This is a genomic window from Leisingera sp. UBA4491 (genome assembly GCF_002388965.1).
In the GTDB taxonomy this organism is placed as follows: domain Bacteria; phylum Pseudomonadota; class Alphaproteobacteria; order Rhodobacterales; family Rhodobacteraceae; genus Leisingera; species Leisingera aquaemixtae.
In genome coordinates this window covers 375,089-397,670 of record NZ_DGNN01000026.1, presented here as the reverse complement: position 1 = coordinate 397,670, position 22,582 = coordinate 375,089, and the positions used below count along the sequence as shown (strand labels likewise).

General features: G+C 64.6%; 17 protein-coding genes and 1 tRNA gene. 13 read left to right on the top strand and 5 right to left on the bottom strand.

The genetic code is table 11. The annotated features are described in order from the left end of the window. Positions 1-53 precede the first annotated feature (53 nt). The 3 genes from acuI to B2P87_RS15450 all read left to right on the top strand — a co-directional run bounded on the left by acuI (position 54) and on the right by B2P87_RS15450 (position 3,397). Positions 54-1,046 (top strand): acryloyl-CoA reductase, encoded by a 993-nt coding sequence (gene acuI, locus B2P87_RS15460; RefSeq protein WP_141890175.1) that lies wholly within the window; start codon positions 54-56, stop codon positions 1,044-1,046. Between the two features lie 194 nt (positions 1,047-1,240). Beyond that, on the top strand, positions 1,241-1,660 hold the full coding sequence (locus B2P87_RS15455) for a universal stress protein (RefSeq protein ID WP_058286715.1): 420 nt from the start codon (positions 1,241-1,243) through the stop codon (positions 1,658-1,660). A gap of 96 nt (positions 1,661-1,756) precedes the next feature. Then, on the top strand, positions 1,757-3,397 hold the full coding sequence (locus B2P87_RS15450) for a BCCT family transporter (protein WP_141890176.1): 1,641 nt from the start codon (positions 1,757-1,759) through the stop codon (positions 3,395-3,397). Between the two features lie 56 nt (positions 3,398-3,453). On the opposite strand, the gene B2P87_RS15445 is transcribed toward B2P87_RS15450, so the two are convergent. Next, complete coding sequence (locus B2P87_RS15445; RefSeq protein WP_058286717.1) at positions 3,454-3,834, bottom strand: VOC family protein; 381 nt, start codon at positions 3,832-3,834, stop codon at positions 3,454-3,456. Between the two features lie 264 nt (positions 3,835-4,098). Here B2P87_RS15445 and B2P87_RS15440 point away from each other — a divergent pair, with 264 nt between their 5' ends. The 9 genes from B2P87_RS15440 to B2P87_RS15400 all read left to right on the top strand — a co-directional run bounded on the left by B2P87_RS15440 (position 4,099) and on the right by B2P87_RS15400 (position 14,121). Continuing rightward, the gene (locus tag B2P87_RS15440; protein WP_141890177.1) at positions 4,099-5,322 is read left to right on the top strand and encodes an aminotransferase class V-fold PLP-dependent enzyme; all 1,224 of its coding nucleotides are present in this window, start codon (positions 4,099-4,101) and stop codon (positions 5,320-5,322) included. Positions 5,323-5,346: 24 nt separating this feature from the next. Beyond that, positions 5,347-6,771, top strand: a complete 1,425-nt coding sequence (locus B2P87_RS15435) for a cryptochrome/photolyase family protein (RefSeq protein ID WP_141890178.1) — start codon at positions 5,347-5,349, stop codon at positions 6,769-6,771. Between the two features lie 81 nt (positions 6,772-6,852). Continuing rightward, positions 6,853-8,058, top strand: coding sequence for an SAM-dependent methyltransferase (locus tag B2P87_RS15430; protein ID WP_141890179.1), 1,206 nt, complete (start codon positions 6,853-6,855; stop codon positions 8,056-8,058). A 29-nt stretch (positions 8,059-8,087) separates the two neighbouring features. Next, positions 8,088-8,528, top strand: coding sequence for a TrgA family protein (locus B2P87_RS15425; protein ID WP_058286721.1), 441 nt, complete (start codon positions 8,088-8,090; stop codon positions 8,526-8,528). 30 nt (positions 8,529-8,558) lie between these two features. Then, positions 8,559-9,683: an NUDIX domain-containing protein gene (locus B2P87_RS15420; RefSeq protein ID WP_141890180.1), complete on the top strand. Its 1,125-nt coding sequence runs from the start codon at positions 8,559-8,561 to the stop codon at positions 9,681-9,683. Positions 9,684-9,751: 68 nt separating this feature from the next. Then, complete coding sequence (locus B2P87_RS15415) at positions 9,752-10,786, top strand: cysteine synthase A (RefSeq protein WP_141890181.1); 1,035 nt, start codon at positions 9,752-9,754, stop codon at positions 10,784-10,786. After that, positions 10,783-13,239 carry a DUF3772 domain-containing protein gene (locus B2P87_RS15410; protein ID WP_141890182.1) on the top strand — a complete coding sequence of 819 codons (2,457 nt, stop codon included), beginning with the start codon at positions 10,783-10,785 and terminating at the stop codon, positions 13,237-13,239. Before B2P87_RS15415 ends, B2P87_RS15410 begins: the two co-directional genes overlap by 4 nt. Beyond that, the gene (locus tag B2P87_RS15405; RefSeq protein WP_141890183.1) at positions 13,226-13,951 is read left to right on the top strand and encodes an alanyl-tRNA editing protein; all 726 of its coding nucleotides are present in this window, start codon (positions 13,226-13,228) and stop codon (positions 13,949-13,951) included. The genes B2P87_RS15410 and B2P87_RS15405 overlap by 14 nt, the downstream gene beginning before the upstream one ends. Positions 13,952-14,031: 80 nt before the next feature. Further along, positions 14,032-14,121: transfer RNA gene (locus tag B2P87_RS15400), tRNA-Ser, on the top strand. 102 nt (positions 14,122-14,223) lie between these two features. Here B2P87_RS15400 and B2P87_RS15395 read toward each other — a convergent pair. After that, positions 14,224-14,421 carry a hypothetical protein gene (locus tag B2P87_RS15395; RefSeq protein WP_058286725.1) on the bottom strand — a complete coding sequence of 66 codons (198 nt, stop codon included), beginning with the start codon at positions 14,419-14,421 and terminating at the stop codon, positions 14,224-14,226. An 820-nt stretch (positions 14,422-15,241) separates the two neighbouring features. On the opposite strand from B2P87_RS15395, the gene B2P87_RS15390 reads away from it, so the two are divergent. Next, positions 15,242-17,470 (top strand): Hint domain-containing protein, encoded by a 2,229-nt coding sequence (locus B2P87_RS15390; protein WP_141892063.1) that lies wholly within the window; start codon positions 15,242-15,244, stop codon positions 17,468-17,470. A gap of 96 nt (positions 17,471-17,566) precedes the next feature. On the opposite strand, the gene B2P87_RS15385 is transcribed toward B2P87_RS15390, so the two are convergent. From B2P87_RS15385 to B2P87_RS15375, 3 genes are all read right to left on the bottom strand, one after another. Further along, complete coding sequence (locus B2P87_RS15385) at positions 17,567-18,148, bottom strand: nucleotidyltransferase family protein (protein WP_141890184.1); 582 nt, start codon at positions 18,146-18,148, stop codon at positions 17,567-17,569. Positions 18,149-18,409: 261 nt separating this feature from the next. After that, positions 18,410-20,827 (bottom strand): GcvT family protein, encoded by a 2,418-nt coding sequence (locus B2P87_RS15380; RefSeq protein WP_141890185.1) that lies wholly within the window; start codon positions 20,825-20,827, stop codon positions 18,410-18,412. A gap of 107 nt (positions 20,828-20,934) precedes the next feature. Beyond that, positions 20,935-22,569, bottom strand: coding sequence for a folate/biopterin family MFS transporter (locus B2P87_RS15375; RefSeq protein WP_141890186.1), 1,635 nt, complete (start codon positions 22,567-22,569; stop codon positions 20,935-20,937). Positions 22,570-22,582 lie beyond the last annotated feature (13 nt).

Genomic DNA, 22,582 nt, shown 5'->3' with positions numbered 1-22,582 from the left:
TTGGGCCAGAAGAACTAAGGATCTGGCCCGGTTCAGAGGAAAGGGAATACGAGATGTTCAACGCTTTGGTTGTGAACAAGGACGAAGAGAGCGGCAAGACCTCCGCCGCGATCGAGCAGATCAGCCTCGATCAGTTGCCCGAAGGCGAAGTGACCGTGGCGGTGGAGTATTCCACCGTGAACTACAAGGACGGGCTTTGCATCGGGCCGGGCGGCGGGCTGGTGCGCAAGTATCCGCACGTGCCGGGGATCGATTTCGCTGGAACCGTAGAGGCGTCCTCGGACGGCCGCTATAAGCCGGGCGACAAGGTGGTGCTGACCGGCTGGCGTGTGGGCGAGGCCCATTGGGGCGGCTACAGCCAGAAGGCCAATGTGCGCGCCGACTGGCTGGTGCCGCTGCCGGACGGGCTGGACACTCGCCAGGCGATGGCTGTTGGCACCGCGGGCTTTACCGCGATGCTGGCGGTCATGGCGCTGGAGGATCACGGGCTGGAGCCGGGCCAGGGGCCGGTTCTGGTCACAGGCGCGGCAGGCGGCGTCGGCTCGGTCGCGACCGCAATCCTGGCCAATCTCGGCCATGAGGTGGCTGGCGTCACCGGCCGCCCGGAAACCGCCGATTACCTGAAATCGCTGGGCGCCACCCAGATTGTTGCCCGCGAGGAAATCAACGAAACCACCAAACGGCCGCTGGAAAGCGAAACCTGGGCGGGCTGCGTGGATGCGGTCGGCGGCGCCATGCTGGCGCGGGTGCTGGGGCAGATGAAATACGGTGCCTCGGTGGCGGCTGTTGGTTTGGCGGGCGGCGCCGCGCTGCCGGCCACCGTTGTCCCGTTCCTGCTGCGCGGCGTGAACCTCCTGGGCATCGACTCGGTCATGCAGCCCTATGACAACCGTGTCCGAGCCTGGCAGCGGATCGCCAAGGACCTGCCGATGGACAAGCTGGAAGCGATGATCCAGCCCGCCACGCTGGGCGATCTGCCGCAACTGGGGGCGGATATCCTCAAGGGCCAGGTCAAGGGCCGCGTCGTGGTGGACGTCAACGCCTAAATCATTATAATACTTTGCATCTACCGGATGAACGCGCGGCGATGTCCGCGCGTTTTTCATGCGTGCCGCGGCCCTGCCGCGGTCCTAGGGAGGGGGCAGCGCCGCGATTGTGCGGTCCCGATACCGCCCCGCCCGGTGCGCTCTTGGCCTCTGTGCTGGTGACGCATTGACTTTGAAGCAAGAGGAGGGAGACCGTGTATTCCAAAATCATGGTGCCCGTCGATCTGACCCACGCCGACCGACTGGAGCGGGCGCTGCAATTGGCCTCGGATCTCGCGCATCTTTACAACGCAGAAGTGATTTTCGTGGGGGTGACCTCACCCCAGCCCAGCAAGGTGGCGCATAATCCGCAGGAGTTTGCGGCAAAACTTGATGCGTTCGCGTCCGGCCAGGCAGCCAAGCGCAACATGACCGCTTCGGGCCATGCCGTTGTCAGCCACGATCCGGCGGTGGACCTTGATAAGACGCTGATCAAGGCCTGCAGCGATACCGGGGCAGAGCTTATCGTGATGGCGAGCCACGTCCCGAACGTGAGCGATTACCTGTTCCATGCGCATGGCGGACGGGTTGCGGAAAAAGCGCCGGTTTCGGTGCTGGTCGTGCGCGAGAGCTGACCGCGGGCCCCTTGAAGACGCAGGCGCCAGCTTGCGGGGCCAAAGGTTGCAAGGCCGAAAGATAATGGGCCGGAGTTTACAGGGAAGGAGGCCGCAATGGCTGACGAAACCACAAATCAGGGTATCCCCGCCCCGGAAGGCGAATCGGATATCATCGATACCGAATACGAGATTGGTCAAGACAATATCGAAACCCAGATCGGCCCGTTCGGGGTCGACATCCACAACCCGGTGTTCCTGGTCTCGGGACTGGTAATCGTGGCCTTCGTGTTCTACGCGCTGGCGCTGCCGGAGCAGGCGGGAACATTTTTCAACTGGCTGCGCCCTGCGGTCACCAGCAATTTTGACTGGTTCTTCTTCGGGGCTGCGGATCTGTTTGTGCTGTTCTGCCTGTTTCTGATCGTGTCCCCCTGGGGCAGCGTGCGCCTGGGCGGCAATGAGGCAACGCCGGATTACACTTACATTGGCTGGTTTGCGATGCTGTTTGCGGCGGGCATGGGCATCGGCCTGATGTTCTATGGCGTGAGCGAACCGATGAGCCACTTCTCCACCGCCTTCGGCGGCACGGCGGTGCCTGAGGGCGGCGGCGCCCGCACCGACTGGGCGCCGCTGGGCGCGGCGGCAGGCAATGAAGCTGAGGCAGTGCGCCTGGGGATGGCGGCGACGATCTTCCACTGGGGTCTTCACCCCTGGGCGATCTACGCCATTGTGGCGCTGGCGCTGGCGCTGTTTACCTACAACAAGGGCCTGCCGCTGACCATCCGCTCCGCCTTCTACCCGATCTTCGGGGAGCGCGTCTGGGGCTGGACCGGCCATATCATCGACATTCTGGCGGTCTTCGCCACGCTGTTCGGCCTTGCCACCTCGCTGGGCTTCGGGGCGACACAGGCCAACGCGGGCCTGAATGAGCTGTTTGGTGTGCCGACAGGCGCTACCACCGAGGTGGTTCTGATTTCGGTCATCACGGCGATCGCGCTGATTTCGGTCCTGCGCGGCTTGGATGGCGGTGTGAAGGTGCTGTCGGAGATCAACATGGGGCTGGCCTTCCTGCTGCTGATCTTCGTGCTGCTGGTGGGGCCGACCGTGGCGATCCTGACAGGCTTTGCTTCCAGCCTGATGGCATATGTCGAATACCTGCCGGCATTGTCGAACCCGATCGGGCGCGAGGACGTGAACTTCAGCCAGGGCTGGACCGCGTTCTACTGGGCCTGGTGGATCAGCTGGTCGCCGTTTGTGGGCATGTTCATCGCCCGCGTCAGCCGCGGCCGTACCGTGCGGGAGTTCCTGATCTGCGTGCTGCTGATCCCGAGCCTGGTCTGCGTGCTGTGGATGAGCGTCTTTGGCGGCACTGCGATCCATCAGGTGATCACCGACGGCTTCACCGGGGCGCAGGACGCGTCGCTTGAACTCAAGCTGTTCAAGATGCTGGGCGAGCTGCCGCTGTCCGGGATCACCTCCTTTGTGGGGATCGTGCTGGTGGTTGTGTTCTTCGTGACCTCCTCCGACTCCGGCTCGCTGGTGATCGACACTATCACCGCAGGCGGCAAGGTCGACGCGCCGGTGCCGCAGCGGGTGTTCTGGTGCATCTTCGAGGGCGCCGTTGCCATCGTGCTGCTGCTGGGCGGCGGGCTGGCGGCGCTGCAGGCGATGGTGATCTCCACCGGCCTGCCATTCACCGTGGTGCTGCTGCTGATGTGCTGGGCCATCTTCCGCGGGCTGCTGACCGAAGCGCGCTGAGGCCGCACCAGGAAACGCGGAAACGCCCCGGCCGTGCAGCCGGGGCGTTTTGTTATTCACTCATTGTACTTGAAGAACCCCAGCGAATTGCCGTCCGGATCGGTGGCATAGAAGAACCGCCCGGGCGGGATGGCGATGGTTTCCGACACCACCTTGCCGCCCGCATCCGTCACCCGCTCCATCACATCTTCCAGCGCGCCCTCAGCGGTCAGGTGCAGCGTCGGGCCGCGGCCGTCGCCTGCGGGTTTGCCGGGATAGAGATGCAGCGCAACACCGGATGCCTCATCTGCGGTCTTGAACATCGCAATGGGGTTGGGGCCGCTGGTGTCGATGCTCAGATCCGCGCCGGTGACCTTGGAATAAAACGTCACTGCCGCGTCCAGATCGCTTACGGGCAGCTCGCCCCAGACCAGAAAATCCTTGGGGGTAAAGGCCATGTCAAATCCTCCATGTTTGCCTGCGGCCAAAGTCTCATGCCCTAATGTCAGTTTCTGGCATCAGCCGCCGGACTTGACCGCTGCGGGCCCCGGGCGCTATCACGCCTGAGTCCTGTGCCGGGAATTCCCGCTTGCAGGGCTGCCTGCGATCCCTCAATCCTTGTGCGGGAGCGCGGCTCGGCTGGAAGACCTGCCATGTTCGGGGAGATCCCTGGCATGTGCCGGCCTTCCCATCGGACCGCAGCGATTGAGGAGAGATTTGCAATGACTGCATTGGATATTGATTTTGTCCGGGCCCAGTTTCCGGCCTTTGCCGAGCCCAGCCTTCAAGGCCAGGCTTTTTTTGAAAACGCGGGCGGCTCTTATACCTGCCGCCATGTGATTGACCGGCTGACCCGGTTTTACACCCAGCGCAAGGTGCAGCCCTATGCACCCTATGAGGCATCCCGGCTGGGCGGGGAGGAGATGGACGAGGCCCGCACCCGTCTCGCGGCCCTTATGGGCGTTGCCACGGATGAGCTGAGTTTTGGCCCCTCGACCACTCAGAACACCTATGTGCTGGCGCAGGCCTTCCGCACGTTCATGAAACCGGGCGAGGCCATCATCGTCACCAACCAGGATCACGAGGCCAACAGCGGCCCCTGGCGGCGGCTTGCAGAGGAGGGGATCGAGATCCGCGAATGGCAGATCGACCCGCAGACCGGCCATCTGGACACGGCCCGGCTGGAAGAACTGCTGGACGAAAAGGTGCGTCTTGTCTGCTTCCCGCATTGCTCCAACGTGGTGGGGGAGATCAACCCGGTGGCGGAGATCACCGCGATGGCGCACGCCGCGGGCGCCTTTGTCTGCGTCGATGGCGTCTCCTACGCACCGCACGGGCTGCCGAATGTGGATGAATTGGGCGCCGACATCTACCTGTTCTCCGCCTACAAGACCTACGGGCCGCATCAGGGCATCATGGTGATCCGCAGGGCGCTGGGCGAGCTGCTGCCGAACCAGGCGCATTACTTCAACGCTGATTGCCTCTACAAACGCTTCACCCCGGCAGGCCCGGACCATGCCCAGGTGGCCGCTTCGGCCGGTATGGCGGATTACTTCGAGGCGCTGGCCGCCCATCACGGCCACGCAGGCAGCGCGGCAGAAACCGGTGCCTTCGTTCACGACCTCATGCGCGGGCATGAGATCGCCCTGCTGCAACCGCTGCTGGACGCGGTGAAGGACCGCAACAACGTCCGCCTGCTGGGGCCGTCCACCGCTGAAACCCGCGCGCCGACAGTTGCCCTGGCCCTCAACCGTGCTGCGGAACCGGTGGCGGCCCAGCTGGCAGAATTTGGCATCATGGCCGGCGGCGGCGACTTCTATGCCGTCCGCGCGCTGGAGGCGATGGGCATTGATCCAGCCGAGGGCGTGCTGCGTATCAGCTTCACCCATTACACGTCCAAGGCCGAGGTTGCGAAGCTGATCGAGGCGCTGGACCGGGTGCTGTAACGCCAACAGGACAAGGACAACAACATGATCAGCCGTGCGCCGGTGATATGGTGGATCAGGCGGGATCTCCGCCTTTGCGACAACCCGGCCCTCACGGCTGCCGCCGAAAGCGGCGCCCCGGTCCTGCCTGTCTATATCCTGGATGAGCAGGACGAGGCGCTGGGAGCGGCGCCAAAGTTCCGCCTCGGCCTGGGGCTGGAGCATTTCGGGCAGGAACTGGCCAAGGCCGGCTCCCGCCTGATCCTGCGCCGCGGCAAAGCGCTGAAGGTGCTGCAGGACCTGATCGAAGAAACCGGGGCAGGGGCCGTGCACTGGTCCCGCCTTTATGACCCCCAGGCCACCGCGCGCGACAGCGAAATCAAGCAGCAGCTGAAGGAGCAGGGCGTCGCGGTCAAATCCCACGGCGGCCGGCTGCTGTTCGAACCCTGGACGGTGGAGACCAAGGCCGGCGGCATGTACAAGGTCTACACCCCGTTCTGGAAGGCAGTGCGGAACCGCGGCGTCGACAGCTTGCTGCCCGCCCCGGGGAAAATCGCTGCACCGGACAGCTGGCCCGCCAGCGAGGATCTGGCCGATTGGCGCATGGGCGCCGCCATGCGCCGCGGGGCGGATGTGGTCGCCCGGTATTGCCGGGTGGGCGAAGCAGCAGCGCAGGCCCGGCTGGACGGCTTCCTGGAAGACAGCGTTGACGCCTACAAGGCCCGTCGCGACTATCCGGCGGAGGATGCGACCTCAGGCCTGTCCGAAAACCTTGCCTGGGGCGAAATCAGCCCGCACCGGATGTGGCACCAGGGCAGCGCAGCGATGGAGCGCGGCAGCCAGGGCGCAGAACACTTCCTGAAAGAAATCGTCTGGCGCGAGTTCGCCTACCAGCTGATGTACTACTCACCGCACATCCTGACCGAAAGCTGGCGCGAGGAATGGCAGGATTTCCCCTGGTCTAAAAAGATCACCCCGCAGGTGCAGGCCTGGCAGCGCGGGCAGACCGGCTACGGCTTTGTCGATGCCGCCATGCGGGAGCTGTACGTGACCGGCACGATGCACAACCGGGCCCGGATGATCGTTGCAAGTTTCCTCACCAAGCATCTGATGACGCACTGGAAAATCGGCATGGACTGGTTCGCGGACACGCTTGTGGACTGGGACCCGGCCTCCAACGCCCTGGGCTGGCAATGGGTGGCGGGCTCCGGCCCTGACGCGGCTCCCTTCTTCCGCGTCTTCAATCCCAGCGGCCAGCTGGAAAAATTCGACCCCGAAGGCGCCTACACCGGCCGCTGGATCGCCGAAGGCCAGGACACCCCGCCGCAGACCGCCCTGGACTTCTTTGACGCTGCGCCGCTGTCCTGGGATCTGTCCGCCGGCATGGCGCCTGCGGAGCCGGTTGTCAGCCTGCAGGCGGGCCGGGACCGTGCGCTCACGGCCTATCGCGAGGCCCGCGAAGAGCGCTAACGCACAGTTTTCTTGCCAGAAAGCCCACTGCGGCCTAGCTTTTCCCTGTAGCACTTCCGTTTTGCGTACAGGGGGAAGCCTATGAAGCTGACGTCGGTTGAAGGTCAGGATAACCTGCCGCGCTACTTTGCAGCGGTGTTTTCCAGGATCAAAGCCATGGAGGTCGGGCAGTTGGATATCCATCTGCCGGACGGGCGCGTCTTTTCGGCCAAGGGGCGCAATCCCGGCCCGGTTGCCGATCTGCATATCCACAACCCGGAGTGCTTTGCCCGGCTGATCCGCGAGGGCGACCTGGGCTTTTCCGATGCCTATCTCGAAGGCTGGTGGAGCACGTCCGACCTGCAAGCCTTCATGGATTTGGTGCATATGGGGGCCAATACTGTCTATGACGGTTTCCCGGGCCGCGGCCTGGCCCGTGCTTACGAGCGGTTCCGCTTCTGGCTGCACCGCAACCACCGCCGCCAGGCCAAGAAAAACATCTCCTATCACTACGATCTGGGCAATGAGTTCTACGGAATGTGGCTGGACGACACGATGACCTATTCCAGCGCCCTGTTCCAAAGCGGCCAGGACAGCCTGGAAAAAGCGCAGACCGCCAAATACGCCTCGATGGTGGACCAGATGGGGGTCAAACCCGGCGACCACGTGCTGGAGATCGGCTGCGGCTGGGGCGGGTTCGCCGAATATGCGGCCGGTCAGCGCGGGCTGCGGGTGACGGGCCTGACGATCAGCAAGGAACAGTTAAGGTTTGCCCGCGAAAGGCTTGAAAAAGCTGGTCTTTCGGACCGGGTGGAGCTGCGGCTGCAGGACTACCGCGACTGCCGCGGCCAGTTCGATGGCATCGCCTCGATCGAAATGTTCGAGGCGGTGGGCGAGAAATACTGGCCCGCCTATTTCACCACCATCCGCGACCGGCTGAAGCCCGGCGGTCAGGCCACCTTGCAGATCATCACCGTCGCTGACCGGCGCTGGGAGGTTTACCGCAAGGGTGTCGATTTCATCCAGAAGCACATCTTCCCGGGCGGAATGCTGCCGTCTCCGAAGGTGCTGCGCGAACAGGTGGAAAGGGCTGGCCTCGGCGTCGTGCGCTCGATCGAATTCGGCGACAGCTACAACCAGACCCTGCGGCGCTGGCATGACACGTTTAATGCCCGCTGGGACCAGATATCCAGCATGGGCTTTGACGACCGCTTCCACAAGATGTGGAACTTTTACCTCACCTCCTGCGCGGCAGCCTTTAAGACTGGAAATTGCGACGTGACGCAGATTACAGTTGCGCATCGCTGAGTGAACTGCCGCACGGATTTTGACACGACATGCCCACCGGAGCCCGACTGACCGCCGCTATCTGCCTGGGCCTGGTGGCGTTTTTTGCGTCCTTCCTGGTCATGCCGCTGATGCCCGAGGGCACGGATTTCGGCTATTTCGTGCATGTGAATGTGGCGCTGGGGCTGCTGTGCGGCTGGATCTTCATGGGCAGGCGGGCAGGCCGCGGCCTGGTGCCTGCCATCAATAACGGGATCACCGGCATGGCGGTGATGGTGCTTTGGGCGCTGTTCATCCAGGGTGCCTGGGAGATGTTCCGCCTCGCCATGCGGCACCGCTACGACGGCCCGTTTGAGGCGCTGTCGGCGATCTTTGTCATTGCGCTGGACTATTTCTTTGTTATCGCTGTGCCGTCCGTTCTGGTGCCGCTGGCCGTGGGCGGTGTGCTGGCCGGGCTTGCGACCGAAAACGCCTCTCGCCGCTGGCGTTGATTGACATTTCTTAACAACGGGTTACCGACCGTGGCTAATCTCTTTTTCTTTGGCACCCTGCGCCATCTTCCTTTGCTTGAGCTGGTTCTGGGCCGCAGCGGCGCGGCACTGAACGCACAGCCAGCGAAGCTGCCCGGGCATGGGGTCTACCAGGTCGCGGGGCAGCCGTTTCCGGCGATCGAGGAACGGGCGGGTGCCACCGCTGCCGGTATTCTGGTGCAGGATCTCACGCCCGCCTGCCTGGATGCGCTCAACTTCTACGAGGGCGGCTTTGGCTACGCGCTGAAACCGGTCACCGTGCAGCTGGAGGACGGCAGCACCGCTCCGGCTGAGGTCTATTTCCCCGAGCCCGGCCTGTGGCAGACGGCGGAGCCCTGGGATCTGGCGGCCTGGGTGGAGGAGTGGGGCGCGCTGTCCTTGCGCGCCGCCGAAGAGGTGATGGCCTACCACGGCCGCATGAGCGCAGAGGAGGTGGCCCGCTGCTTCCCCTCGGTCCGCCGCCGCGCCGCGGCCTGGCTGGCCGCGCAGGCCCGCCCGGGCGCGCCCGACCGTGATCTGTCCAGGGACGTGGTCGTCCACAGCCACACCCGCGCCTGGCTGAACTTCTTCGCGATGGAGGAGATGGAACTGCAATTCCGCCGCTACGACGGCAGCATGAGCCCGGTGATGCACCGCTCTGCCGCGATGGCGGGCCATGCGGCGGTGGTGCTGCCCTATGACCCGGTCCGCGATCAGGTGCTGCTGGTGGAGCAATTCCGCGCACCCCCTTTCATCATGGGCGAAGCCCGCCCCTGGATGTGGGAGCCGGTGGCGGGTGTTATCGACCCAGGCGAAACACCCGAGGAGACTGCAATCCGCGAAGCGCAGGAGGAGGCAGGCGTCACTGTTGAGCGGCTGGAGCCTGTGGCGCAGGTCTATCCCTCAAGCGGCGCGCTGGCGGAGTTTATTCACGTTTTCATCGGCATAGCGGACCTTTCTGATCTCAATGGCGGCGGCGGCGTTGCAGGCGAGGGGGAGGACATCCGCAGCAAGATCCTCAGCTATGACGAGCTGATGCTGGGGGTGGATGACCAGATCTATCAGGACATGCCGCTGGTGACCGCGGCGCTGTGGCTGTCACGCCACCGCGAACGGCTGCGGAACGCACGCTCCTGAGCCGCTTCGCGCCTTGTGAACGCCGGGGCGCTTGGTTACATCTTGGGGAACAGATCGAAAGGGATACCATGCGCATTGCACGTGATCTGGCTGATGCCATCGGCCACACACCTCTTATCCGCCTGAACCGCGTCAGCGAAGAGACCGGCTGCGAGATCCTGGGCAAGGCGGAATTCATGAATCCTGGCCAGTCGGTCAAGGACCGCGCGGCGCTCTACATCATCAAGGATGCGGTGGCCCGCGGTGAGCTGAAGCCGGGCGGCACCATTGTCGAAGGCACTGCCGGCAACACCGGCATCGGCCTGGCGCTGGTCGGCGCGTCGATGGGCTTCAAGACGGTGATCGTGATCCCGGAAACACAGTCCGAAGAAAAGAAGGACATGCTGCGCCTGGCGGGCGCCCAGCTGGTCCAGGTGCCCGCGGCGCCTTACAAAAATCCCAACAACTATGTGCGCTATTCCCAGCGTCTGGCGGAAAAACTGGCCCAGACAGAGCCGAACGGCGCGATCTGGGCCAACCAGTTCGACAACGTGGCTAACCGCCAGGCCCACGTGGAAACCACCGGCCCGGAAATCTGGGAACAGACCAGCGGCAAGGTCGACGGCTTTGTCTGCGCTGTCGGCTCTGGCGGCACCCTGGCGGGCGTGGCCGAGGCGCTGCAGCCCAACGGCGTGAAGATCGGCTTGGCCGATCCGATGGGCGCGGCGCTCTACTCCTATTACACCACTGGCGAGCTGGCCTCCGAGGGCAGCTCGATCACCGAGGGCATCGGCCAGGGCCGGATCACCAAGAACCTGGAAGGCTTCACGCCTGATTTCAGCTATCAGGTGCCGGACAGCGAGGCGCTGCCGTATGTCTTCGACCTGCTGCACGAGGAAGGCCTGGTGCTGGGCGGCTCCTCCGGCATCAACATTGCAGGCGCTGTGCGCATGGCCAAGGACATGGGCCCGGGCAAGACCATCGTCACCGTTCTGTGCGACTATGGCACCCGCTACCAGTCCAAACTGTTCAACCCGGATTTCCTGCGGGAGAAAGACCTGCCGGTGCCGGAGTGGATGACCCATACGCCCGCGTCCATTCCCGGCGTATTTGAGGACGTATGACAGCTTTCATAACCGCTTTGCGGACTGTTTTGCTGGGGCTGGCCTTCGCGGCCGGCCTCGCTATGCCTGGCCTGGCGCAGCTGAACGCTGAATCCCGGGCTGTTTATCAGGACTGGCTGAAGACCGCCAACCGCGCGGAGGAGGTCATTGACGCCAGACGGGCCTCCAGCGCTGCGCTGGAAACCCTGCGCAAGGAGCTGGCCGGCTACCGGCAGAACTTCCTGGACGCACGCACCGAAAACGGCGACCGTCTTGAGACGCTGGAAGGCCAGCTTGCCGCCCTTGGCGAGCCGCCTGCCGAGGGCGAGAGCGAGCCCGAGGACATCGCCCAGCTGCGCAGCTCGCTGGAGCAGCAGCTGAAAGACCTCAAGGTTCCGCGCATCGTGGCGGAAGAGGCCTTCAGCCGCGCCAACGGCCTGATTTCCGAAATTGACAAGATCATCCGCGAGCGCCGCACCCGCAAGCTGCTGGAGCGCGGCCCGTCGCCTCTCAACCCCGAGAACTGGCCGGGCGCGTGGCGCTCCCTGTCTCGGTCTGCCGGCTCGCTTCTGAATGAAACGGTCATCCGCATTGGCAGCGCCACCACCGCCGAGCGGATTCAGAACAGTCTGCCTGCCTTGCTTCTGCTGCTGGTGATTTCCGCGCTGCTGCTGGCGCGCGGCCGGGCCTGGGCCCATGCGGCGGGCGACTATCTGCGCCAGTTCGGCAGCAGCGGCCGCGGCGTCTGGGGCTTTGTGGTCTCGCTGCTGGAAGTGATCGTGCCTTTCGTCGGCATCCTCCTGCTGGTGGCGGCTGTCGACCTGTCCGGCATACTCGGGTTCCGCGGTGCTGTGCTGCTGGATCACATCCCCGGCTGGGCGCTGCTGATCCTGTCCTTCCACTGGCTGGGCAACCAGCTGTTTTCCGGCCGGATCGAAAACGACCTGGTCCCGGTGCAGGAGGGGCGCCTGAACGAAACCCGGCTGATGGTCGATATCCTGGCGGTGATCCTGGTTCTGCAGGATGCGCTGAGCCTGGTGGAAAACATCGACAACATCCCGGCAGAAGCCCATGCGGTCGCCAGCTTCCCGCTGATTATGGGGGCTGCACTGGTGCTGCTGCGCCTGCACCGGATCGGTGCCAAGCGCCGCCAGCAGCAAAGCGAGGACGACACCGACGAGGACGGCGCCATTGCTGCCGGTGCCAACCGGGTCATGACACTGGTGCGCCGCGCCACCTACCTTCTGGGGTTCGTGTCGCCGGTGCTGGCTGCCTTCGGCTATGTCAACGCGGCAGAGGCGCTGATCTATCCGGCGGTTTCCACGCTGGCGCTGCTGGCCGCCCTGCTGGTGCTGCAGCGCTTCCTGGGCGACGTCTACGGCTGGCTGTCCGGTAAGGGTTCTGAGGCACGGGATTCGCTGTTTGCCGTGCTGATCGGCTTCCTGCTGGTCACACTGGCGCTGCCGCTGCTGGCGCTGATCTGGGGCGCACGGGTGGCCGACCTGACAGAGCTGTGGTCGCGGTTTCTGGAGGGCTTCCAAATCGGCGGCACCCGGATTTCGCCCACAGCCTTTCTGACGTTCGCCATCGTTTTCGCCATCGGTTACGCCCTGACGCGGCTGGTGCAGGGGTCTTTGCGCAACTCGCTTCTGCCCAAGACCAAGATTGATCCGGGCGGCCAGAACGCGATTACTTCCGGGCTTGGCTATGTCGGCATCTTCCTGGCCGCGGTGGTGGCGATCTCCATGGCGGGCCTCGACCTGTCCTCGCTCGCCATCGTCGCCGGTGCGCTGTCGGTCGGTATCGGCTTCGGCCTGCAGACCATCGTGTCCAACTTCGTCTCCGGCATCATCCTCCTGATCGAGCGTCCGGTCTCCAAGGGCGACTGGATCGAGGTCGGCGGGCTGATGGGATATGTCCGCGACATCTCGGTACGCTCCACCCGGATCGAGACCTTCGACCGCACCGACGTGATCGTGCCGAACTCGGACCTGATCTCGGGCACTGTCACCAACTATACCCGCGGCAACACCGTTGGCCGGGTGATCGTGCCGGTCGGCGTTGCCTATGGCACCGACCCGCGCAAGGTGGAGGCGATCCTGAGCGATATTGCCAAGGGCCATCCGATGGTGCTGCTCAACCCGGCGCCCTCGGTGGTGTTCCAGGGCTTCGGCGCCGATTCCCTCGATTTCGAGATTCGCGCCATCCTGCGCGACGTGAACTGGGTGCTGTCGGTGAAATCCGATTTGAACTATGAAATCGCCAGGCGCTTCCAGGAAGAAGGGGTCGAAATCCCCTTCATGCAGCGCGACATCTGGATCCGCAATCCTGAAGCGCTGGCCCAGGCCCAGGCTGCAAGCACTGCCGAAGCGCCCGCATCCGCCCCCGCGGCTGCACCGCCAAAGCCGGATCTGGACGATCTGCATCACGATCCCGACAACGATGCTGAAGGAGATTCAGATGCCGACAAGTGAGCTTTTGTACCGCAAGGACGCCTATGCCCGGATGACCGAGGCCGAGGTTCTGGCGCAAACGGATCAGGGCGGGATCATCCTCGACCGCACATTGTTTTACGCCACCGGCGGCGGCCAGCCCGGCGACAGCGGCAAGCTGCTGTGGGCGGAGGGGCAATGCAGCATCGCCACCACCGCCAAGGGCGAGGCCGGCGCGGTGGTGCTGGTGCCGGAGGAGGGCTCGGCCCTGCCTCCCGTTGGTGCCACGGTGACCCAGGTGCTCGACTGGGACCGCCGCTATGGCCATATGCGGGTGCACACGGCGCTGCACCTTCTGTCCGTGGTGATCCCTTTGGAAGTCACCGGCGGTTCGATCAGCGATGGCAAAGGGCGGCTCGATTTCAACATGCCCGAGGCGCCAGAGGACAAGCAGGCGCTGCAGGACCAGTTGCAGGCGCTCATTGACCGCGATCTGGAGGTGACCGAGGACTGGATCACCGACGCTGAACTGGACGCCAATCCGCAGCTGGTGAAAACCATGTCGGTCTCGCCGCCGCGCGGGGCAGGGCAGGTGCGGCTGGTGCGGATCGGTACCGGACAAGAGCAGATTGACCTGCAGCCCTGCGGCGGCACCCACGTCAAGCGCACCCGCGAGATCGGCAAAATCCGCCTTGGCAAGGTAGAGAAAAAGGGCAAACAGAACCGCCGCGTCTACCTGCATCTGGAGGCCTGAAAAAGATTGGGGGGAAGGCGCATTTTTTGCCATTTCGGCTCTTGCAATTCCCCTTCCAATCCTTCAAAAGCCCCCTCAACGGAGAGGTGGCCGAGTGGTCGAAGGCGCACGCCTGGAAAGTGTGTAGGCGGGAAACCGTCTCCAGGGTTCGAATCCCTGTCTCTCCGCCATAACCCCAGCAGAACGACGCGTTAAAGCCGCCGGAAGTGATGCCTGCGCCAGTGCTGTGCGCCGGTTGCTGCGGGCTATTCGAACCGGGACCGGCAGCGGGATCAGTTTGGCCGGACCGCCACCAGAACGACACCCAGTTCCTGTTCCAGCTCCTGCAGTTTCTTAAGCTGGTCTTCCGGCAGCGCGGCGGTATCCGCCTCGACCTCGGCCAGCGCAACGACAGGGCTGCCGATATCCTTTTCAAGATCCTGGATCGCGTGGAGCTTCTCCGCTTCGAGCGTGGCGAGGGGGTAGAGCATTGCAGTCTCCTGTCTGTTGATGCGGGTGAGTATAGCCGGTTTTTGGGATCGAGGGAGGGATTGATTGCACGCCGGGCCGCGCGGGCGCGTGGCCGGGGATGGCGCAGTTCCGCGGGCTTTAATAAAGTCTTTGGCGGTTTTCGCTTTCCGGTCAGGCCGCGCTGACCGTTCGGTTAGGGGCTTTGATTCGAAAGAACAGGCGCGCCGGACCGGCATCCGGTGGAAACAAACGCCTGAAATCCCGGGAATTGAGGCCAAATTCCGCCCCATTTCCTACGCAGCGCCGGGCAACCGCAGCGGGTGCCGGCCGCATCCAGCGCTTCAGCCGGTGTTCCGGATGTGGAAACATATACGGCGCAAAGCCGGCCACCATGTGCGGTACTTCGCATGTTTTTCCAGGTTTCGGCATCTGCCGCCCCCGGAAATGGAAACAATGCGGGCGGAAATCCTTCCGCCTCCGGGCGGCTGCCGCGCCTAATGCGAGGAATTTTAGGCAATTTTTTAACTTTGAGGGCCGGGGTGCCTAAAGTATGGATGGATTAGCCCATTTGGGGGGCGAGTTCTGCAAGCTGCTGAACCGTGGTGGACTGCTAAATTTTGAGACAAGTCCCGGTGCTGTATTACGGGCACACCACTGATCAGAAAGCTACGGCCATCCGATTGCGCGCTGTTTCAGCGGGCAAACCAGTGCGCGCGCGCTCTGGCTCCTCATCCGTGTGGGCTGGTGTTTTGACTGCGGCGGACCGCATGGCTGTGCGGCTGTCCGGCGGACCCGGCAGATGGGGGTTTTCGCCTGACCGGTGAGGAGAGGGTAGTGACAATGAGTGACGAGCAGCCGAATCCGGCACGGGACGGGATCGTAGAGGGCACGTCAGGCGATGACCTGATTGACGCGGCCTACACCGGCGACCCGGACGGCGATCTGGTTGACCACGCCGATGCCACCGGCCCGGCGGCAGGACCTGATGATGACGTCATCCTTGGCGGTGCCGGCAACGACAGCATCTATGCCGGCGCAGGCGATGACACCGCCGAGGGCGGCAGCGGCGACGACCTGATCCTGGGCGACGGTGTGTCCGGCGCCCCCACAGCGGTCACCATCACAATCGACGGCTCCACTGCGGGCATCACAAATCGGCTGTTCGCCTATACCATCGACCCGCATACCGGTGAGATCAGCAATGTGGTGGCGCTGGCCGAAAATGCCAACGGGAGCGTTGGCAGCAGCTTCACTTACGACGCGCCCGAAGGCGCCATCGTCGGGGTCGGCATCTCCAACGCCAAAGGCACGTATTACTCGTCCGGTTACGGCAGCAACGCGGGCCTTAATCCCGACGGGCTGGTCCACACCCGGGCCTTCGGGCAGAACCCGGATGGCTCCGTGCAGATCGGTTTCGAGGATCTGCCCGGCCTTGGTGATCAGGATTTCAATGACATCACGCTGACCGTCGATCTGGGCGCCTCGGGCACCGCCTTTGACAACGCGCACTACGATTACACCTCCGGCCCGCAGGACCCGGTGGTGCCGGGGGACGACCTGCTGTCCGGCGGCGCGGGAGACGACACCATCCTGGGCGGCGGCGGCAATGACACAATCGATGGCGGCGACGGGGCGGATTCTGTGGACGGCGGCAGCGGCGACGATGTGATCGACACGTCCAAGGACAGCGGCGTGCCGCTGCCGGACCGCGGCTTTCCGGGCTACACGGGCACCGGCCCGGATATCCCCTTCATCCCGGCGGACGGGGACCCGTCGGACGACAGGGATACCGTGCTGGGCGGGGCCGGCAATGATACCATCTTGACGGGCGACGATGCCGACCTGATCGACGGCGGCACCGGCATGGATGTGATCGACGGCGGCATCGACGACGACACCATCGACGGCGGCGCGGATGCGGATCTGATCACCGGCAGCGAAGGCTCGGACTCCCTTCTCGGCGGCGGCGGCGATGACACCATCTTTGGCGGCCTGAACCCGGCTTTCCCGGACGGGCTGAACATCACCGATGACGGCAGCGACGGCCGCCCGGCGGACCCCGATCCCGCCAACGGGATGGACACGATCCACGGCGGCGCCGGGAACGACCTGATCTATGGCCAGGATGACGACGACGAAATCTATGGCGGCACCGGTGATGACACCATCGACGCAGGCATCGACGACGATTTGGTCGATGGCGGTGCCGGCAACGATCTGATCACCGGCGGCCACGGGGCGGACACCCTGTCCGGCGGTGACGGCCGCGACACCTTCCTCGGCGGCACAGACGGCGACGTGGTGGATGGCGGTTCGGGCGGCGACGACTTCGATACCCTGGACCTGAGGGGCTCCGGCCGGTTTGAACTGGCCGGCGTGACCGAGGATGCGGATGGCAACAGCCTCTCGGGCACCGTCAATTTCCTCGACAGCGACGGCGCTGTAACCGGCTCCATGACCTTTGGCGAGATCGAGCAGATCATTCCCTGCTTCACGCCGGGCACTCTGATCGCCACTCCGCTGGGCGAACGCCGGGTCGAGGACCTGCAAGCGGGCGACCGGGTGATCACCCGCGACAACGGCATTCAGGCAATCCGCTGGATTGGCGCGCGCACGCTGGAAGGCCGCGATCTGGCCGGTGCCTCGCATCTGCAGCCAGTGGTGATCTGCAAGGGAGCCCTCGGCAACGGCCTGCCGGAGCGCGACATGATGGTCAGCCCCAACCACCGGGTGCTGGTTGCCAATAACAAGACCGCGCTCTACTTCGAGGACCGCGAGGTTCTGGTGGCGGCCAAGCATCTGACCGGCCTGGCCGGTGTCGACCGGATGGAGGTGTCCAAGGTCACCTATATCCACTTCATGTTCGATCAGCATGAGGTGGTCTTGTCCGATGGCGCCTGGACCGAAAGCTTCCAGCCTGGCGACCAGTCCCTGCGCGGTTTGGACAATGCCCAGCGCAACGAGTTGTTTGAGCTGTTTCCGGAGCTGAAGTCGGAACAAGGCCGCGCGGCCTATTCCGCGGCGCGCCGGCCGCTGCGCAAACACGAGGCGCATCTGCTTGTGCACTGACAGGTGCAGCTGCCGTTTTGGGGGAAACGGTGGACAAGAGCGAAGCGCAGGAAGGCAGGGCTTTGTGCCCTGCCTTCTCTGTTTGTGCGCTGCGGGTCAGCGGCGGCGGCGCCAGGCGGCCCAGTCTTCGGGCGTGTCCAGATCGGTCAGCGCGCGGCGGCCGGGCAGGGCAACCGGCAGCACGTTGTCCCGCGTCAGCAGGCTGCGGGCGCCCTGATCGCCGCTGAGGGCCTGCAAGGCTTCAAAACAGCGGCGCGGGAACAGCACCGGGTGGCCCGGGGTTCCGTCCTCGGCGGTGGCGCGCAGGGTGGGGCCGCTGCCGCCGCGGAACTGCGCCGCCAGATGCAGCATGTCGCGGGTCTCAACCTCCGGCATGTCGGCAGGCAGGATCATCACGCCTTCGCAGCCTTCGGGCAGCGCCGCCACGCCGCGGCGGATCGAGGCGGCCATGCCTTCGGCCGCGTCCGCGACCGCGACGGGCGCCGACGTGCCGATGGCGGCGGCGCGGGGATGGGTGAGGCCGGGCAGAGTCACATAGACCGGCAGCCCGGTCAGCGCGGCGCGGCGGCACATCAGCGACAGCAGGGGCTGGCCGTCCACCGTCTCCATCAGCTTGTCGCGGCCCTGCATCCGGGCGGAGGCGCCTGCAGCAAGCAGGAGGATGGCGATGGCGGTCATGAAATCCCGGTCCTTCGGTCTGGGGGCGCGGCCGGATGCCTCCGGCGGGGATATTTTTAGCCAGATGAAGAGGCGGATCCAGAGAAAGACGCGAAGATGCGTTGTTATAGAGTGGGTCAGTGAAGCTGACCAAATGTCTCGCGCGCGAAACATTCGGGTAAGGGGGCTGTCCTATCCGTTGCGGAGCGGACGCCGGGTCACCGTGCGCTGGTGTGGCAACAGGGGGCAGGCAGGTCAGGCATGCTGACCTGCCTGAGGGCTTCAGCCGCGCATCCGGGCGCCACCGGCGTCGAACAGCGGCTGGGTGATCAGGCGGGCTTTGTGCATCTTGCCGAGGATCTCGATCTCGACCTCCAGACCTTCCTGCGCGCGGTCCGTGGGCACAAAGCCGAGCGCGATGGATTTCTGCGCGTGGTGGGAGTAGCCGCCGGAGGTGCAGAATCCGACAACCGCGCCGTCGAGCCAGATCGGTTCATGGGCGACCACATCTGCGTCGTCAGCCTCCACCTCAAAGGCGCACAGCCGGCGGGCTGGCATCGCGTCCCGTTCCGCCTCAGCGGCGGCGCGGCCAATGAAATCAACCGGTTTTTTGAAGGAGATAAAGCGGTCCAGCCCGGTCTCCGCCGCCGTGTAGTCGGGCGAGAACTCGCGCAGCCAGGAGCCAAAGAACTTGTCCAGGCGCAGCGACATCATGGCCCGCATGCCGAAGGGCTTCATGCCGAGGGGCTGGCCAGCGGTCCAGAGCGCGTCCCACAGGGCGCGCTGGCTGGGCAGGCCGCAGTAGATCTCATACCCCAGATCGCCGGTGTAGCTGACCCGCTGCACGATGCAGTCGGCCATGCCCACGGTCAGGCGGCGCACATCCATGAAGCGCATATCCGAGATGTCCCTGCGGGTACAGGATTGCAGCACCTCGCGGGCCCTGGGCCCTGCGATCTGGAAGCCGGTGCGGGTATCGGAGATGTTTTCCAGGCTGACGCCGTTGTCCAGGTTCTGCAGGAACCAGCGCATATGATAGGCTTGGGAGCCATAAGAGGCGGTGAGCTGGAATTCTTCCTCGGAGAGGCAAGAGATGGTGAAGTCCCCGATCAGGCGGGCCTTGGGCGACAGCATCGGGGTCAGCGACAGGCGGCCTGGCTGCGGAACGCGTCCGGCCATGATGCGGTCGAGCCAGGCGCGGGCGCCGGTGCCCTTGACCAGGTACTTGCCGAAATTGTGGACCTCGTTGATGCCGACGTTCTCGCGCACGGCTTTGACCTCACGCGCGGTGGCCTCAAAGGCGTTGGAGCGGCGGAAGGAGGGGGTCTCATAGCGCGGCTCATCCCCTTCGGCGAAGTAGTTCGGGACCTCAAGCCCGTATTGCGCGCCCCAGACTGCGCCCATGCCATCGAAGATGTCGTGCATCGGGGTGGTGCGGAACGGGCGGGCGGCGGGCAGTTCCTCGTTCGGGTAAGCGATGGAGAAGCGTTTCTGATAGTTTTCAATGACTTTCGGGCGGGTGTAGCCTGGGGTGATCCAATCGCCGAAGCGGGCGCAGTCCATCGCGAAAGTGTCGCGTTCGCATTCGCCCTCAACCATCCATTGCGCGAGCATCAGCCCGACGCCGCCTCCCTGGGAGAAGCCGGCCATCACCGCGCAGGCAGACCAGTAACTGCGCATGCCGGGCACCGGGCCGACCAGCGGGTTGCCGTCGGGGGCAAAGGTGAAGGGGCCGTGGATCACTGATTTGACGCCCGCGGCCTCCAGCGCGGGGAAGCGTTTGTAGGCGAAGGCGATGGAGTCCTCGATCTTGTCGAAGTCATCGGGCAGCAGTTCGTGGCCGAAGTCCCATGGCGTGCCGTCGACCGCCCAGGGTTTGCAGGGCTGTTCGTAGAAGCCGATGCAGAGGCCGCGGCCCTCCTGGCGCAGGTAGCTTTCGCCGGCCGGGTCCATCACATGCGGATGCTCGCCGCCTGCGTCGATGATTTCCGCGATCATCGGCACCTCGTCGGTGACGATATACTGGTGCTCCATCGGGTGCAGGGGCATGTAGACGCCGGCCATCGCGCCGACCTCGCGCGCCCAGAGGCCGCCAGCGTTGACGACGTGTTCGGCGTGAATGGTGCCCTTGCTGGTCACCACGTCCCAGGTGCCGTCGGGGCGCTGGTTGGTCTCGATAACCTTGCAATGGGTCTCAATCGTGGCGCCGCCCATGCGCGCGGCCTTGGCATAGGCGTGGGTGGTTCCTGAGGGGTCGAGGTGGCCGTCGAGCGGGTCATACAACCCGCCGATGATGCCGTCCACGTTGGTGACCGGGGCGATCTTTTTGATTTCCTCGGGGGAGACGATTTCGGTTTCCAGCCCCATGAAACGGTGCTTGGCGCGCTCTGCCTTCAGCATGTCGAAGCGTTCCTGGGTCTCGGCCAGGGTGACGCCGCCGACGTGGTGGAGGCCGCAGGACATGCCGGTGATCGCTTCCAGCTCCTTGTAGAGCTTGATGGTGTAGCCCTGCAGCGCCGCCATGTTGGTGTCGCCATTGAGGGTATGGAAGCCGCCCGCCGCGTGCCAGGTGGAGCCGCTGGTCAGCTCGGACCGTTCGATCAGCATGACGTCGGACCAGCCGAGCTTGGTCAAGTGGTAGAGGACAGAGCAGCCGACGACGCCGCCGCCGATCACTGCCACGCGGGTGGTGGTTTTCATGTGGGCCTCCCTGATAGGCGTTTCCTGCATTCTGTACAGAAGTGAACAGTAGTCCAGAAGAAAAACCGCCCTGCGTGACGCCGCACAATGGGCGGGCGGCTGCAGGGTTATTCTGATGTACGGAAGCGGCTGTTCTGGATGATGAAAATCGCGGTGAGCGGCGCGGCCAGGAGGATCACGCCAACGGTGATCAGCAGCATGCCCAGCTGGGAATAGTCGGCGGGCGTGGTGATGGCGCCAGCCGAATCTGTCACCTCTCGCGTCACCACAAAGATCTGGTTCAGGTATTTCGTGCCCAGGCTGGAGGCGGAAAGCGCCAGATTGGTGAAGGAGGCCATGACCGCAAAGAAGGTGGCCTTGAGCCCCGAGGGCGCGTTGCGGGCGATCCAGGCGAGCATCGGGATCATCGCGACCTGGCCCAGCGGGGATTCGACCGCGGTGTCGACAATGGCGATGAAGCGGGCATCGACCACGCCGCCGGTCATCGCAGCGGTCCAGTGGTGGGCGCCGTAATACAGCGCGATGTTGGGCAGGCTGAGGACGGCCTCGGTGATCGCCAGAAATACAACGATCCAGGCAATCGGGCGGCTGGCCATCATCGGGCGGAAGATCAGCATGCCCGCCAGCGTCAGCAGCGAGGTGATAAGGGACAGGACCGACAGAAATTGCTGATCAAATCCCAGCACGTCGATCTCGAACCAGGTGGCGCCAGGGCCGCGCAGGGGCGTGGCGCGGTAGACAAAGATGATGATGGCGGTGCCGATCAGGGCGCGGGCCTGGTCGGTGGGCAGCACCGCCACCAGCTGGCGCATCAGGAACAGCACGATGGCCATGGAGCCGGCAAAGACGATTTCCTGCGAATAAGGCACATCGCCCAGACCCACGGCCAGCGACAGCGCAACAAAGGCGCCGCCGCCGATGAAATACCAATAGTTCGGCGCAACCGGCTCACGCGGGAGTTCGATGCGGCTGCGGATCTCATGCTCCGCGACACCAGCCCGGCGCAGCCGCGCAGCCTTGCGCCACTTTTGCCAGATCGCCAGCGCCACACCAGACAGCGAGATCACCGGGATCAGCAGGGCGAGGGTGAAGACAAAGCCGTAAAGCGCGCCCTTCTCCGGCTGCGGCAGCGCGCCGGCACCGTCAAACAGGGCGACGTTCAAGGCGGCGGCAGCGCTGGAGCCGCCGATCAGCGCGATGCGCCCGAAGGTCTGCATGGTGGTGTGCAGGGATTTGGTCTCGGCCTCGGGCAGGGGATTGCCGCGGGCGTCGGTGTGGGGCACCGCCTCGACCGACATCGCGTCGGCCACCACGTCCTGCAGCACGAACCCGCAGGGGGCCAGCAGCGCGGCGGTGACATACCAGGCCCCCAGCGGCATCAGCGCGCCCATCATCTGCGGCTCCAGCACCATCGCGGCCAGAATGCCGTAGCTGCCGGCCATCAGCCCGGCACCGGCAAGGATCAGCAGGTATTTCCAGCGCCAGATCAGGTCGACCAGATGCCCCAGCGGCATTTTCAGCGCCCAGGGCAGGCCCACCCAGAACGCCAGCCCCGCCAGAAAGGCGGCGGAGAAGTCCAGGTATTCCTTGACGAAAAACGAGGCGGCGACGGTGGTGATGCCCTGCGCGCCGTAGGCGAAATAGATCAGCAGCGGCGGCAGGAAGGACCAGCGGAGCTGCCGGAACAGCTCCAGCACAACCCTGTCAAAGCCATTCCAGGCCAGCGCCGCCGCACGCGTCACGGCTGCACCTGAC